Raw genomic sequence first — 13,903 nt, 5'->3', positions numbered from 1 at the left:
CCAGCTATTGGCCGTGGTGCGGCCGGGGACGCGGATGGTCTTGTCGGCGAAGATCCCGTCGAACGTCAGTTCGCGGGTTTCCTTGTAGTGGGCGTAGCGCAGGCCGCCCGTGACCGAGAGCTGCTCGCTCACGTCGTAGGTGGCCTCGCCGAACACCGCCTCCTGCTTCTGCTTGTAGGGCACCAGCGAGTAGTAGAGGTGGTCGGTGGGCGCGACGTCGCTGGCCGAGGCGATGCCCGAGGCGGCCGAGAAGCCGCGGACGAACAGGTCCTGGGCGTAGTCGCGGTCGATGTCCGAATAGAAGCCGCCCAGCACCCACTGGAACGGGCCCTCGCCCGTCGAACTGACGCGCGCTTCCTGCGTGAACGACTTGACGTCGGTGGTGTCGGCGAGCGGCGCGTCGATGTTGTAGACCGCCGGCGGCAGGCCGATGGAGCCGCCCGTGATCGACGCGGTCAGCGCCGTCGCGTCGCGCAGCACCAGCACGTCGCGGTCGGTGAAGGTGGTGATCGAGGTGAAGCGCAGGCCGCCCACATCGTACTGCAGGTTCAGGTCGGCCAGGAAGAACTCGTCCTCGAACTTCTCCTTCAGTTGCGTGTACTGCTTCAGCCCGCCCAACTGGACGCGCGGACGCGTGGTCGAGAACTGGTTGCCCAGGATGTTGTAGACGTCGACGCGGTTGAAGCCGTCCACGTCGATGTCCTGGTAGATGATCCGCGGCGTGATCGTCAGGTTCTCGGTCGGCTTGATGAGCAGCGCCGCGCGGATGCCGCGACGCGTACCGTCGTTGACGTCCTTCTTCGTGCCGGTCGGCTGGACCGCGTCGATGAAGCCTGGGAACTGCTCGGCGTAGGCCGTGACCCGCAGCGCCATCTTGTCGTTGAGCGGCATGTTGACGGCGGCCTTCAGATTGTAGCCGACGTCGCCCCCCTGCACGGCCGAGACCGTGCCTTCGACCGCGCCTTCATACTTGTCGGTCGTGGGCTGGTTGGTGATGTAGCGCACGGTGCCCGAGAGCGAGCCCGAGCCGTAGAGGGTGCCCTGCGGACCGCGCAGCACTTCCACCCGGTTCAGGTCGAACAGGTCCAGGTCCGGCGTGAACAGCGACAGCGAGATCACGCTTTCGTCGAGGTAGACGCCCACCTGCTCCTTCACGCCCGGCTGGTCGCGGACGATCTGGCCGGCGGAGATGCCGCGGATGGCCACCTGGCTCTGGCCGGGACCCAGGTTCTGCACGGTGAAGCTCGCGACAGTGCGCGACAGCTCCTCCACGTTGGTCACGCCGCGCTCGCGCATGACCTGCTCGGTCTGGGCCGCGATCGAGAAGGGCACGTCGATCAGGGCTTCGTCGCGCTTGCGCGCGGTGACGACCAGTTCGTCGATCTCGGTGGCGTCGGCGGCGAAGGCGGGCATCCCGACCGCTATGGCGAGGCCGCTCACGCACGAGGCGAACGCCAGCTTGCGCAGGTTCATTCTATCTCTCTCCAACCTCTGGGCAGCTTGGCGCTGCCTGTTTATGCGGCAGAGCTATGACAGTGCGGCACGGGTCGCCAGCCGCCGCGGGCGCAACCGGCACGGGCGCCGCCGATCATTGTTCGCTTTTTTGGAGAACGTGGCCCGGCCGACACATTTCGTTGTTGAAAGGTTACAGCCAGCGATACCGCCGAGCGCCGCCGCGGCGTCAGAACGTCAGCTTGATCCCGCCGACGATGCGGCCGTCGTAGAGCTTGCCCTGCTCGTGCGCGTCGGTGTCGTGGTAGCGCAGGTCGAGGCCGACATGGTCGGTGAGGGCATAGCCGACGCCCACGTTCCAGGTCGTGTAGTCGCCGGGGCCTTCGAACTGCTGGCGGCCCAGCGCGGCCGAGAGCGAGAGCTTCGTCTGCGGGATCGTCACCTCGGCGTTGGCCTCGTAGTAGAGGGCGTCGCCCGTCTTGCCGAAATACTCCGGCGACCAGAACACGCCGGCGCCGAACGTGGCCGGGCCCAGCGGCATCGAGGCGGCCGCCTTGAACTCCCAGTAGTCCTCGTGGCTACCCGACGGCTGGTCGAGATAGCCGTAGTAGAGCGCGCCTAGGTCGAGCGTGACCGCGCCGACCTGCGGCTGGATCCCGGCGTAGAGGTCGAACTCGGCGTCGGTGCCGTTGCCGAAGTCGACGTTGGACACCCAGGCGCCCGCGTAGCCGATCCCCAACGCCACGTCGGCGCCGCCGTAGACCTGCGGGTCCTCGTCCGTCTGCGAGGCGCCGCGGAACACGTAGTCGCTGGCCGCGCCGAGGTTGAAATCGACCGACAGCCCCTCCTGCGCCAGCGCGGGCGAGGCGCCGAGCGCCAGGAGGAGCGCCACGAGGCGGGTCGAGGAACGGGGCGAAAAACGGGGCGGAGAACGAAGCTCGGGCATCGGGCGGTGGCCTTCCGGGTCGCGAGGAGCCGGACGATAGCCTGCTTCGCCCTAACGAGCCCTGACCGGCGACGGCCTGCAATCCACTGGCGCACCCGACACGATTCGAACGTGTGACCTTTGCCTTCGGAGGGCAACGCTCTATCCAGCTGAGCTACGGGTGCGTCTTCAGCGGAGGCGTGTCTCTAGCCGAAAGGCCGCGCCGCCGCAAACCCGGGCCGCCAGGTTTCAGCAGGGCAATTCGCGCGAAGCCTCCGATGCGCTAGGTTCCGCGCCAAACAACGGGCCGAAAGGCCGGTACGCTCTGGGGGGAACGGATGGTCGTCTGGAAGCGGGCTCTCGGGGGCGGCGCGGTCGCCGTGGCGGTGACGCTGGCGGGCCTCGGCCTCGGCAGTCTGGCGCAGGCGCAGGCCACCGACGCCGTCGAGCCGCCGGGCAAGGCGGTCTACGACCAGGCCTGCGGCGCCTGCCACAATGCTCCGCCACCCGGCGACCGGGCCCCGCCCGTGGCGTCGCTGCGCAAGATGAACGCCCAGACGCTCCTGGCGGCGCTCACCACCGGCGTGATGAAGCCGATCGGCGACGGGCTCGACCGCCGCCAGATCCGCGACGTGGTGGCCTACCTCGCCGCCCCCGAGGGACCGACGGGAACCGCCTGGATCGACGACAACCGCTGCGCCGCGGACCAGGCGGCGGTCGATGCCTCGGCAAAGCCCGCGCAGGTGGGCTTTGGCGTCGACACCGACAATTCGCGCCGCATGACCGCGGCCCAGGCCGGCTTCGCGGGCAAGGCCGCGGCCAACCTGGAGGTCGCCTGGACGTTCGCCATGCCGCGCACCCAGGGCCTGCGCGGCCAGGGCGTGGTGGTCGGCTCCACGGTCTTCTTCCCGGCCGGACAGGCCGGCTACATGCTGGCGCTCGACACCAGGACCGGCTGCGTGAAGTGGGCGACGCCCGCCAACGGCCTGCGGACCAGCCTCGCCTACGGCCAGCTCGGGCGCGGCGGCCCCTGGGCCCTGCTGGCCGGCGACCAGGGCGGCAACCTCGTCGCCTTCGACGCCAGGAGCGGCGCCGTCGTCTGGAAGGTGGACCCGCGCCACGACAAGACCGTCCCGCTCTCGGGCACGCCGATCTTCGCCGGCGACAAGATCGTGGTCCCGATCTCGGCCATCGACGTGGGCAACGCGATGCGCGCCACCTTCGAGTGCTGCAAGGGCCACGGCGCGGTCGCGCTGCTCGACGCCAGGGACGGCAAGCTGCTCTGGACCTGGCACACGATGGAGACGGCCAGGCCGCTCGGCCGCAAGAATTCGCAGGGGGTCGAGATGTACGGGCCCTCGGGCGCACCGATCTGGTCCAGCCCCTCGGTCGATCTCAAGGCCGGCGTGGTCTACACGGCGACCGGCGAGAACACCTCGCCGCCGGCCACCGGCACCAGCGATGCCCTCGTCGCCATCGACCTGGCCACGGGCAGGCAGAAATGGGTGTTCCAGGCGCTGGCCAACGACGTGTGGAACATGTCGTGCCCGATCGGTTCGCCCACCGCGCCGGGCCAGCGGCAGCCCGGCCCCAACTGCTTCTTCGCCAAGGAGGGCAGCGTCCTGCTCGACCACGACTTCGGCGGCGGGCCGCTGATCTGGAAGGGGGCCAGGACCGGAAAGGGCAGCAGAAGCCTGATCCTCGGCGGCCAGAAGTCGGGCGACGTCTGGGCGGTCGACGCAGCCACCGGCAAGCCGGTCTGGCATCACCAGTTCGGCAAGGGCACGGCGCTGGGCGGCGTCCACTGGGGCATCGCCACCGACGGCGTGCGCGTCTTCGCGCCGATCTCCGATCCCGGCGTGCCGGCGGCGACCAACGCCGCGGGCCTCTATGCCGTGGACATCGCCAGCGGCAAGGTCGCCTGGTCGTGGAAGGCTACGCCCGACTGCTCGGGCGAGCGCCAGACCCGGATCTCGGGTTGCAACATCCGCTACGGCCTTTCGGCGCCGCCGCTGGTGGTGGACGGCGCGGTGATCGCCGGCAGCCTGGACGGGCGGCTCTACGTGTTCGATGCGGCGACGGGCAGGTTGCTCGCCACGCACGACACCTCGGGGTCGTTCGAGACCGTCAACAAGCTGCCAGGCAAGGGCGGCTCGATCGACGCGGCCGGCCCCTTCGCCGGCGACGGGATGCTGTTCGTGCCCTCGGGCTACGTCAGCTTCGGCCAGACCGCCGGGAACGTGCTGATCGCGTACAGGCCGAAGAAATAGCCTTCCCCCCTTGATGGGGGAGATCAGGCCTGGCCCGTCACGTTGTCCCAGAATTTCTTGGCCTTGCCGGTGAAGCCGGCGGCCTTGGGATGCTGTTGCTCGCTGCAGAGGTCGGCGAGCTCGCGCATCAGTTCCTTCTGGCGGGCGGTGAGCCGGGTCGGGGTCTCCACGAACAGCTCGACCACCAGGTCGCCGCGCTGCGGCCCGCGCAGGGACGGCATGCCGCGGCCCTTCACGCGCACGGTCTTGCCGGTCTGGGCGCCCTCGGGCACCGTGACCTCGATCTTGCAGGCGCCGTCGCAGTCGGCGCCGCCCATCAGGCACGGCGCCTCGATCTCGCCGCCCAGCGCGGCGACGCACATCGGCACGGGCACGGTGCAGAGCAGGTCCAGGCCGTCGCGCTCGAAAAGCTCGTGCGGCGTCACCGAGATGAAGATGTAGAGGTCGCCCCGCGGGCCGCCGCGCATCCCCGCGTCGCCCTCGCCGGCGAGGCGGATGCGGGCGCCGTCGTCGACGCCGGAGGGGATGCGCACGGCGAGCGTGCGGGTTTTGCGGATCTGGCCGGCGCCGCGACACTCGACGCAGGGATCCAGGACCATGCGGCCCGAGCCGCCGCAGCGCGGGCAGGCGCGCTCTATGGAGAAGAAGCCCTGGCTGGCGCGCACGCGCCCCGCGCCGTGGCAGGTGGAGCACTGGGTCGGGCTGGTCCCCGGCTTGGCGCCCGAGCCCTCGCAGGGCTCGCAGGTCATGGTGACCGGGACGGTGATCTCGACCTCGGCGCCGGCGTAGGCCTGCTCGAGGCTGATCTCCAGGTCGTAGCGCAGGTCGTTCCCGCGCGCCGGCCCGCCACGCTGGCGCTGGCCGCGGCCCCCGAACATGTCGCCGAAGACGTCGCCGAACACCTCGTTGAAGATGTCGCCCACGTCGTGGAACTGGCCGTTGCCGCCGAACCCGCCCTGACCGTTGACGCCGGCATGGCCGAAGCGGTCGTAGGCCGCGCGCTTCTGCGGATCGGAGAGGACCGAATAGGCCTCGTTGATCTCCTTGAAGCGGCCGGCGGCTTCCTCGCACCCGGCGTTGCGGTCGGGATGGTGCTGCATCGCCTGCTTGCGGAAGGCGGACTTCAGCGCGCTGTCATCGCAGCCGCGCTCCACGCCGAGGATCTCGTAATAGTCCCGCATGAGTCGTCAGGCGCTCAGAAACCGATGTGAATCGAAGTGGGTGGGCCCCCGCCCGACTGCAAGGCTTATCAGCGCCGAGCGGGCGGGGGAACCTGTTGCATCTGCAACCGCGAAGGCGGCGGCGACGTCCCCAATGGCGGCTTGATGCCAAGGCCTGGCCCAGGCCGCCATGGGGCGCGTTGTCACGGGCTCAGGACTTCTTGCCGTCGTCGCCCGGGGAGCCGTCGACTTCCTCGAACTCCGCGTCGACCACGTCGTCCGAGGGCTCCGACCCGGCGGAGGTCGCATCGGCGTCACCGCCGGCTTCCCCCTGCTGGGCCTTGTACATCGCCTCGCCGAGCTTCATCGAAGCCTGGATGAGGGTCTGGGTCTTCGCCGAGATCGCCTCGGCGTCGCCCGACTCGAGGCTACCCTTCAGATCGTCCAGCGCCGCCTGGATGGCGCTCCGCTCGGACTCGGAGACCTTGTCGCCGTGCTCGGCGAGGGCCTTCTCGGACGAGTGGATGATCGCGTCGGCCTGGTTCTTGGCCTCGACGGTCGCCTTGCGCTTCTCGTCGTCCGCCTTGTTGGACTCGGCTTCCTTGACCATGGCGTCGATGTCCGCGTCCGAGAGGCCCCCGTTGGCCTGGATGCGGATCGCCTGTTCCTTGTTGGTCGCCTTGTCGCGGGCCGTCACGTTGACGATGCCGTTGGCGTCGATGTCGAAGGTCACCTCGACCTGCGGCACGCCGCGCGGCGCCGGCGGGATGCCGACGAGGTCGAACTGGCCGAGCAGCTTGTTGTCCTCGGCCATCGGGCGTTCGCCCTGGAAGACCCGGATCGTCACGGCCGACTGGTTGTCCACGGCGGTCGAGAACGGCTGGCTCTTCTTGGTCGGGATGGTGGTGTTGCGCTCGATCATCGGCGTGAACACACCGCCCAGGGTCTCGATGCCCAGGGTCAGCGGCGTCACGTCCAGCAGCAGCACGTCCTTGACGTCGCCGGCCAGCACGCCCGCCTGCACGGCGGCGCCCAGGGCCACGACTTCGTCCGGGTTCACGCCCGTGTGCGGCTCACGACCGAAGAACGCCTTCACCGTCTCGACGACCTTGGGCATGCGGGTCATGCCCCCGACCAGGATCACTTCGTCGATGTCGGCCTTCTTCAGGCCGGCGTCCTTCAGCGCCTGCTCGCAGGGGCCGATGGTCTTGGCGATCAGGTCCTCGACCAGGGCTTCCAGCTTGGCGCGGGAAAGCTTGATGTTGAGGTGCAGGGGGCCCGACGCGTTCATCGAGATGAAGGGCAGGTTCACCTCGTACTGCGTGGTGAAGGAGAGTTCCTTCTTGGCCTTTTCGCCCTCTTCCTTGAGGCGTTGCAGGGCGAGCTTGTCCTTGCGCAGGTCGACGCCGGTTTCCTTTTTGAACTCGTCGGCCAGGTAGTCGACGATCCGCATGTCGAAGTCCTCGCCGCCGAGGAAGGTGTCCCCGTTGGTCGACTTCACTTCGAACACGCCGTCGCCGATCTCCAGCACCGACACGTCGAACGTGCCGCCGCCGAGGTCGTAGACCGCGATCTTCTTGCCGTCGTTCTTCTCGAGGCCGTAGGCGAGCGCCGCCGCCGTCGGCTCGTTGATGATGCGCAGGACTTCGAGGCCCGCGATCTTGCCGGCGTCCTTGGTGGCCTGGCGCTGGGCGTCGTTGAAGTAGGCCGGCACGGTGATGACCGCCTTGTCGACCTTTTCGCCGAGGTGCTGCTCGGCGGCTTCCTTCATCTTCTGCAGGATGAAGGCCGACACCTGCTGGGGCGAGTAGTCGGTGCCGTGGGCCTTCACCCAGGCGTCGCCGTTCGGGCCCTTCACGATGTCATACGGCACCATGCCCTTGTCCTTGGCGACCACGGGGTCGTCGAACTGGCGGCCGATCAGGCGCTTGATCGCGAAGAGGGTGTTGGAGGGGTTGGTGACCGCCTGGCGCTTGGCCGGCTGCCCCACGAGGCGCTCGCCGTCGTCCATGACGCCCACCACCGAGGGTGTCGTCCGAGCGCCTTCGGCGTTCTCGATCACTTTCGGCGTCTTGCCGTCCATGATGGCCACGCACGAGTTGGTCGTGCCGAGGTCGATGCCGATAATCTTGCTCATAGTTGAGTCTTGCTCGCTCCTTGTTGGCGGACTGCGCGGTGGGGCCTTCTAATGAAGCGCCCTCGGAAATGCGACGTCCCCGGTTCGATTAAGTTCCCCGTCGGGCTCCGCTTTCCGACGGAACCCGGCGTTCGAGAGCGGATATGGGAAAATTCGGGAGCCCTGCAAGGGCAAAGGCCCCATTCGTGACAGGGCCTTTGTCACGCCGAGCGCCGCCATGCGGAGGCGACCTCGGCGTAGAGGGCCGCCGGGTGCGGCGTCCGGCCGCCCCTGGACGCGACGAAGGCGTGCTCCACCACCATCGCCTGCTGCTCGATGTTGAGCGCCGCGAAGGCGGGTCCACATTCCAGATCGTAGGCGTAGGACGCCGCGCCGTCCCCGGCGCGCAGCTTGGCGCGGAGGAGGCCGATCCCGTTCTGCGCCTGCCAGACGTGGGTGAGTTCGTGGACCAGCACCGCCTGCGCGGCCAGCGGCTCGCGGGCGAAGTCGCGCGGCGCGGTGGCGGCCGGCCAGACGATCAGGGCGGGGCCGGCCACGAAGGCGCGGTTCCAGACCGGGATCGCGAGGATCCGGACCCGTCCGCCGTCCAGCCCGTCGCCGAACACTTCGACCGCAAGGCCGCGCTCATCGGCCGTGAGGCGGCGAACGGCGAACGGCTTCATCCGGTCGGTCATGCGCGCTCGACGCCGGTGCGGCGCGGCGGGTTCCACGCCAGCCTGGCCGGCGAAGGCGGGAGGGGGAGGGGGGACGTCAGAAGGGTGGCTCTTCCACCTTCGGCGGCGGGGGCGGCGAAGGCTGTGCGGGCTCCGCGGGCGTCGGGACGGGCGTGAGCGCCGGCGCCGACTCCGGACCCGCCGGCGCCCCTTTCTCGGCCTCGGCCTTGGCGAGGGCCGCGGCCTCCTCCTTGGCCTTCTTCTCGGCCTCCAGGGCGGCCTGCTCCTCGGGCGTCAGCTCGTCGGCGGTCGCTGCGCCCTGGATGCGCTCGTCGATCAGCGGCTGGGCGTCGGCAGCCTGCAGCACCTCGGCGCTCTTGCCCACCGGACCGTCGCCAGGCAGCCGGCTGCGCGCAGGGGCCGTGAAGACGCCGAGCGTGAAGGCGCCCAGGCAGGCGACGGCGATGGCGGACGCGACCACCTGCAGGACAGGACGCGGCATGGACCAGTTCATCGCGCGAACCTAGTGCGATGGCAGGCCGCACGGAAGCCCGATCGCGGTCGCGGAAAATCACGGTAAACGCCCGATTAACGGTCCCGGCCGCACAAAGGGGCCTTGGGTTCTTCGGAGCGTGGGGACGTATGGCGCGGGCGGCGCGGAAAACCGGGTGGGAGCTGGTGCTTCACATCGCGAAGCTGACCTGGCGCCATCCGGCGACGGCGCGGCTGCGCGGCGGGGTCACGGCGGCCTTCGGCGTGGCCCTGGCCGCCGCCTTCGCCACCTACAACGCCGCCGACCCGAGCCTGAACGCCGCCGGCGCGGCCGGGCCGGCCAACGCCCTCGGGGGCGCAGGCGCGGTGCTGGCCGACATCGGCGTGCAGTCGCTGGGCGTCGGCGCGGGCCTGCTGGCGCTGCTCATCGTCACCGTCGGCCTGAGCCGCGTCGCCGACCCCGAGCCCGATGCCTCGCGCCGCCGGCTGCGTCTGCGGACCGTCGCCGGGACCGCCGGCGTGCTGCTGCTGTCCAGCGCGCTGGCCTGGGCCCCGGTGCCGGCCGCCTGGCCGCTGGCCAAGGGCCTGGGCGGCTTCTGGGGCGACGCGCTGTTCGGCGGGCTTTCGGGCCTGGTCGCCTACGCGCGCATCCCGCAGGACGCGCTGGCCGCCGGCCTGACGCTCACGCTGGCCGGCGCCGCCGCCTACGGCTACGCGCTGGGCCTCTCGCGCCTCGACCTCCGCGGCGTCGCCGCCTGGCTCAGCCACGCGCTGACGCCCAGGCCGAAGCTCAAGGCCGCGAGGCCCGAGCCCGTCGCCGCCGCCAAGGTCGCCCGCCGCAACCGCGCCGAGCCGGCCCCGGCCACGCCGGATGCCGATGAAGAGGCCCCCTTCGACGACGCCCCCGCCGTGGCCGCAGACGGCCCCACGCTGACCGTGAAGGCCCCCAAGGCCACGCCGAAGGAGAGCGCCCGCGAGGTCAAGGAGGCGCAGGCGACCTTCGCCTTCGCCCAGGACGGCGGCTTCAAGCTGCCCGAGCTGTCGATGCTGACCAAGGCGCCCCAGCGCGCCGCCCAGTACGACGAGGGCTCGCTGCGCCAGAACGCCCAGCTCCTGGAGAGCGTGCTGGCCGAGTTCGGTGTGCGCGGGCAGGTGGACCAGATCCGCCCCGGCCCGGTCGTGACGCTCTACGAACTGGTGCCGGCCGCCGGCGTCAAGTCGGCCCGCGTCGTGGCGCTCGCCGACGACATCGCGCGCTCGATGAGCGTGGCCTCGGCCCGCGTCTCGGTGGTGCCGGGCCGCAACGCCATCGGCATCGAACTGCCCAACCAGCGCCGCGAGACCGTCTACCTGCGCGAGATGCTGGGCTCGGGCGAGTACGAGCGCGGCGGCCAGACGCTGCCCGTCGTGCTGGGCGAGACCATCGGCGGCGAACCCTACATCGCCGACCTGGCGAAGATGCCCCACCTGCTGATCGCCGGCACGACCGGCTCGGGCAAGTCGGTGGGCGTCAACGCCATGATCCTGTCGATCCTCTACCGCCTGCCGCCCGAGCAGTGCCGGCTGATCATGATCGACCCGAAGATGCTGGAACTGAGCGTCTACGACGGCATCCCGCACCTGCTGGCGCCGGTGGTGACCGACCCGAAGAAGGCCATCGTCGCGCTGAAGTGGACCGTGCGCGAGATGGAGGACCGCTATCGCCGCATGTCCAAGATCGGCGTGCGCAACGTGGCCTCGTACAACGAGCGCGCCCGCGAGGCGCTGGCCAAGGGCGAGCACTTCGAGCGGACCGTCCAGACGGGGTTCGACGAGGCCGGCCGCGCCACCTACGAGAGCGAGAAGATCCGGCCCGAGCCCATGCCGTACCTCGTCGTCATCATCGACGAGGTGGCCGACCTGATGATGGTGGCCGGCAAGGACATCGAAGGCGCCGTCCAGCGGCTGGCCCAGATGGCGCGGGCTGCCGGCATCCACCTGATCATGGCCACCCAGCGCCCGTCGGTGGACGTCATCACCGGCACCATCAAGGCCAACTTCCCGACCCGGATCAGCTTTCAGGTCACCAGCAAGATCGACAGCCGCACCATCCTGGGCGAGCAGGGCGCCGAGCAACTGCTGGGACAGGGCGACATGCTCTACATGGCCGGCGGCGGCCGCATCACGCGCCTGCACGGCCCCTTCGTCTCGGACGGCGAAGTCGAAGCGGTGGCCAAGTTCCTGCGCGATCAGGGCCAGCCCAGCTACCTCGAGGAGGTCACCGCCGGCGGCGACGAGGACGAGGGCGGCGACGAGGGCGGCTATGGCGGCGGCGACGGGGACGGCAACGACCTCTACGACCGCGCGGTGGCCGTGGTCACCCGCGACGGCAAGGCCTCGACCAGCTACATCCAGCGCCGCCTGCAGATCGGCTACAACCGCGCCGCCTCGCTGATGGAGCGGATGGAGCAGGAAGGCGTCGTCGGCCCCGCCAACCACGCCGGCAAGCGCGAGATCCTGGTCAGCGCCGCGCCCTAGGGGCCTGCCGACCCGCTGTTTCCGAACGTCCCCCGGACAAGCCTGGGATGACGTTGCTGTATGTGAGGGAAGCGCCTAGCCCTTCGACCGCCGCCCCCCTGGCTTGTGGCCGCTGGTCATCGGGTCGGGCCGCTTTGGCAGGCTGCGGCGCTTGTCCGCGCCGGCGTAGCGCTCCTGGCTGGAGCCCAGGCCCATCTTGCCCGGCTCCTGGACGCGCAGGTTCGACTCCCCGCTCCGCATCCGCGCAGCCGCATCGCGCAGCAGTTCGGCGGTTTCGGCGTCACCCGCGGCTTCGGCCTCTGCGGCGCGGCGCTCCAGGTCCTCGATCATGCCCATCGGAACAGCCCTTCGACTTCAGCGTTGCGTTCGGCCCTATTGCCGCCGCTCGGGCGACATAGGACACCGACAAGACTACGGAGACCGCATGAGCCTGACGAGACGATCCCTCGCGCTGGCGCTGGCCGCGACGTCCTTCGCCGGCGGCGCTGCGGCGCAGACCGCCCTCTCGCCCGCGGAGCAGGCGCTGGTGGACCGCGCGGTCGCATACCTGGAGAGCCTCGGCGAGGCCAGGGGCCGCTTCATCCAGACCGACGCGCGCGGGCGCTCGACCACCGGCCAGCTCTTCATGAAGCGGCCGGGCAAGGCGCGGTTCGCCTACGACCCGCCCTCGGGCCTGCTCGTCGTGTCCGACGGCGGCGTGGTGAGCGTGCAGGACAAGCGTCTGAAGACCTTCGACGCCTACCCGCTGAGCGCGACGCCCCTGTCGCTGTTCCTGGCCAGGAGCATCCGCCTCGACAAGGGCGTGCGGGTGACCCGCGTCCAGCGCCTGCAGAACGGCTTTTCGATCACCGCCCGCGACGGGAAGAAGGAAACGGCCGGCGAGATCACGCTGCAGTTCACCGACGCGCCGCTGGCGCTGGCCGGCTGGACGGTGACGGACGCCCAGGGGCGGCCCACCCGCGTTCAGCTTCAGGGCCTCGAACGCGCCTCGGGCCTCGACAAGTCCTTGTTCGTGCTCAAGGACCCCCGACCCAGGAACCCGGGCCGGGGCAAGGTCTGACGGCCGCGAAGTGTTGCGGCGCTGACACACGCAAGCTCTACCATTAAAGGTCTTTGACTTTTTGTTTGGGTGTGACGATATTATCACTACGTCGTCGGCGCGCCGGTCGTGTCGACGAAATCCGTGCCGGAACCTATCCCCTCCCGGCGGCGGCATGAGAGACGACTTACACGGCCCGGGCGCAAGCCCGGGCCTTTCTTTCTTGGGTTGTCCAAATTTCTTGTGGAAGGCCTGCGAACGGCGCGACGGCGGCCGCGCGACGGCTCCCCTCGCCGCTATAGGTCCCCGATGCGTCTGCGAATCTGCACCTGGAACGTCAACTCCGTCCGCCTGCGCCACGAGCACGCGGCCCGCTTCGTCAAGGAGCAGGCGCCCGACGTCATCTGCATGCAGGAGATCAAGTGCCGCGAGGGGGAGTTCCCGGCGGACGCCTTCAGGGAGATGGGCCTGCCGCACCTGAAGATCGCGGGCCAGAAGGGCTGGCACGGGGTGGCGATCGCCTCGGCCCTGCCCCTGGAGGACTGCGCGCCGCTGGAGGTCTGCCGCGAGGGCCACGCCCGTTGCGTCGGCGCCAAGGTGGCCGGCGTCGAGATCCACAACTTCTACATCCCGGCCGGGGGCGACATCCCGGACCGCGACCTGAACCCGAAGTTCGACCACAAGCTGAACTTCTACGAGACCCTGACCGCCGAGCTTGGCAAGCGCGACCCCAAGGCGCCGCTAGCCATCGTCGGCGACCTCAACGTGGCGCCCGGCGAGTTCGACGTCTGGAACCACAGGTACATGTCGAAGGTGGTCAGCCACACGCCGGTGGAGATCGAGGCGTTCCGCGCCATGGAGGCCTCGCTGGGCCTGATCGACCTCACCCGCAGCATGCGGCCCGAGCCCGACAAGCTGGCGTCGTGGTGGAGCTATCGCGCCAAGGACTTCCGCCTGTCCAACCGCGGCCTGCGCCTGGACCACATCCTCGTGAGCCCCGGCCTGAAGGACGCCGCCTGGCGCCTCGGCGCCCCCGCCAGCCGCATCCACGACGACGTCCGCGGCTGGGAACGCCCCTCGGACCACGCGCCGGTGAGCGCGGACCTGGTGCTCTAGTTGTGAGGTCTCAATAGGTTGTCCATCCGGTCGGGACCGGGAAGGCTGGTGTTGCGAAGACTCAGCTGATCTCGGGGGACCGGATGAACCTGCATAGGAATGCCTGCACGACGCCTGCCAGTCGAGCCGCGATGGTGCGGCG

The 13,903-nt window shown here is 69.9% G+C and carries 10 protein-coding genes, 1 tRNA gene and 1 pseudogene; 4 read left to right on the top strand and 8 right to left on the bottom strand.

The window, feature by feature from the left end:
- The 3 genes from JNL41_RS11035 to JNL41_RS11025 form a co-directional block, all read right to left on the bottom strand.
- Positions 1-1,473, bottom strand: a 1,473-nt coding sequence (locus tag JNL41_RS11035) for a TonB-dependent receptor (protein ID WP_293474877.1), incomplete at its 3' end; no start/stop codon positions are given.
- Positions 1,474-1,681: 208 nt separating this feature from the next.
- Positions 1,682-2,344, bottom strand: a complete 663-nt coding sequence (locus JNL41_RS11030; protein WP_293474875.1) for a TorF family putative porin — start codon at positions 2,342-2,344, stop codon at positions 1,682-1,684.
- A 141-nt stretch (positions 2,345-2,485) separates the two neighbouring features.
- Positions 2,486-2,562, bottom strand: a tRNA-Arg gene (locus tag JNL41_RS11025).
- A gap of 153 nt (positions 2,563-2,715) precedes the next feature.
- Here JNL41_RS11025 and JNL41_RS11020 point away from each other — a divergent pair.
- On the top strand, positions 2,716-4,647 hold the full coding sequence (locus JNL41_RS11020; protein WP_293474873.1) for a PQQ-binding-like beta-propeller repeat protein: 1,932 nt from the start codon (positions 2,716-2,718) through the stop codon (positions 4,645-4,647).
- Between the two features lie 23 nt (positions 4,648-4,670).
- Here the strand turns inward: JNL41_RS11020 and dnaJ are convergent, their stop codons facing one another.
- From dnaJ to JNL41_RS11000, 4 genes and pseudogenes are all read right to left on the bottom strand, one after another.
- Entirely contained in the window at positions 4,671-5,828 is a 1,158-nt protein-coding gene (dnaJ, locus tag JNL41_RS11015) for a molecular chaperone DnaJ (protein WP_293474871.1), read from the bottom strand.
- A gap of 190 nt (positions 5,829-6,018) precedes the next feature.
- A pseudogene (gene dnaK, locus JNL41_RS11010) lies at positions 6,019-7,959 on the bottom strand (molecular chaperone DnaK); the annotation flags it as partial.
- 185 nt (positions 7,960-8,144) lie between these two features.
- Entirely contained in the window at positions 8,145-8,618 is a 474-nt protein-coding gene (locus tag JNL41_RS11005) for a hypothetical protein (protein WP_293474869.1), read from the bottom strand.
- A 76-nt stretch (positions 8,619-8,694) separates the two neighbouring features.
- The gene (locus JNL41_RS11000) at positions 8,695-9,099 is read right to left on the bottom strand and encodes a hypothetical protein (protein WP_293474867.1); all 405 of its coding nucleotides are present in this window, start codon (positions 9,097-9,099) and stop codon (positions 8,695-8,697) included.
- 140 nt (positions 9,100-9,239) lie between these two features.
- Here JNL41_RS11000 and JNL41_RS10995 point away from each other — a divergent pair, with 140 nt between their 5' ends.
- Positions 9,240-11,606 (top strand): DNA translocase FtsK, encoded by a 2,367-nt coding sequence (locus JNL41_RS10995; RefSeq protein WP_293474865.1) that lies wholly within the window; start codon positions 9,240-9,242, stop codon positions 11,604-11,606.
- Positions 11,607-11,681: 75 nt separating this feature from the next.
- On the opposite strand, the gene JNL41_RS10990 is transcribed toward JNL41_RS10995, so the two are convergent.
- Positions 11,682-11,942, bottom strand: coding sequence for an excinuclease ABC subunit B (locus tag JNL41_RS10990; RefSeq protein WP_293474863.1), 261 nt, complete (start codon positions 11,940-11,942; stop codon positions 11,682-11,684).
- Between the two features lie 88 nt (positions 11,943-12,030).
- On the opposite strand from JNL41_RS10990, the gene JNL41_RS10985 reads away from it, so the two are divergent.
- Entirely contained in the window at positions 12,031-12,666 is a 636-nt protein-coding gene (locus tag JNL41_RS10985; protein WP_293474861.1) for an outer-membrane lipoprotein carrier protein LolA, read from the top strand.
- A 288-nt stretch (positions 12,667-12,954) separates the two neighbouring features.
- Positions 12,955-13,761: an exodeoxyribonuclease III gene (locus JNL41_RS10980; protein ID WP_293474859.1), complete on the top strand. Its 807-nt coding sequence runs from the start codon at positions 12,955-12,957 to the stop codon at positions 13,759-13,761.
- Positions 13,762-13,903 lie beyond the last annotated feature (142 nt).

It is taken from the genome of Phenylobacterium sp. (assembly GCF_016793285.1).
Classification (GTDB): domain Bacteria; phylum Pseudomonadota; class Alphaproteobacteria; order Caulobacterales; family Caulobacteraceae; genus Phenylobacterium.
Note: the sequence above shows the minus strand (reverse complement) of the source record. Positions and strands in the feature narration are given on the sequence as shown.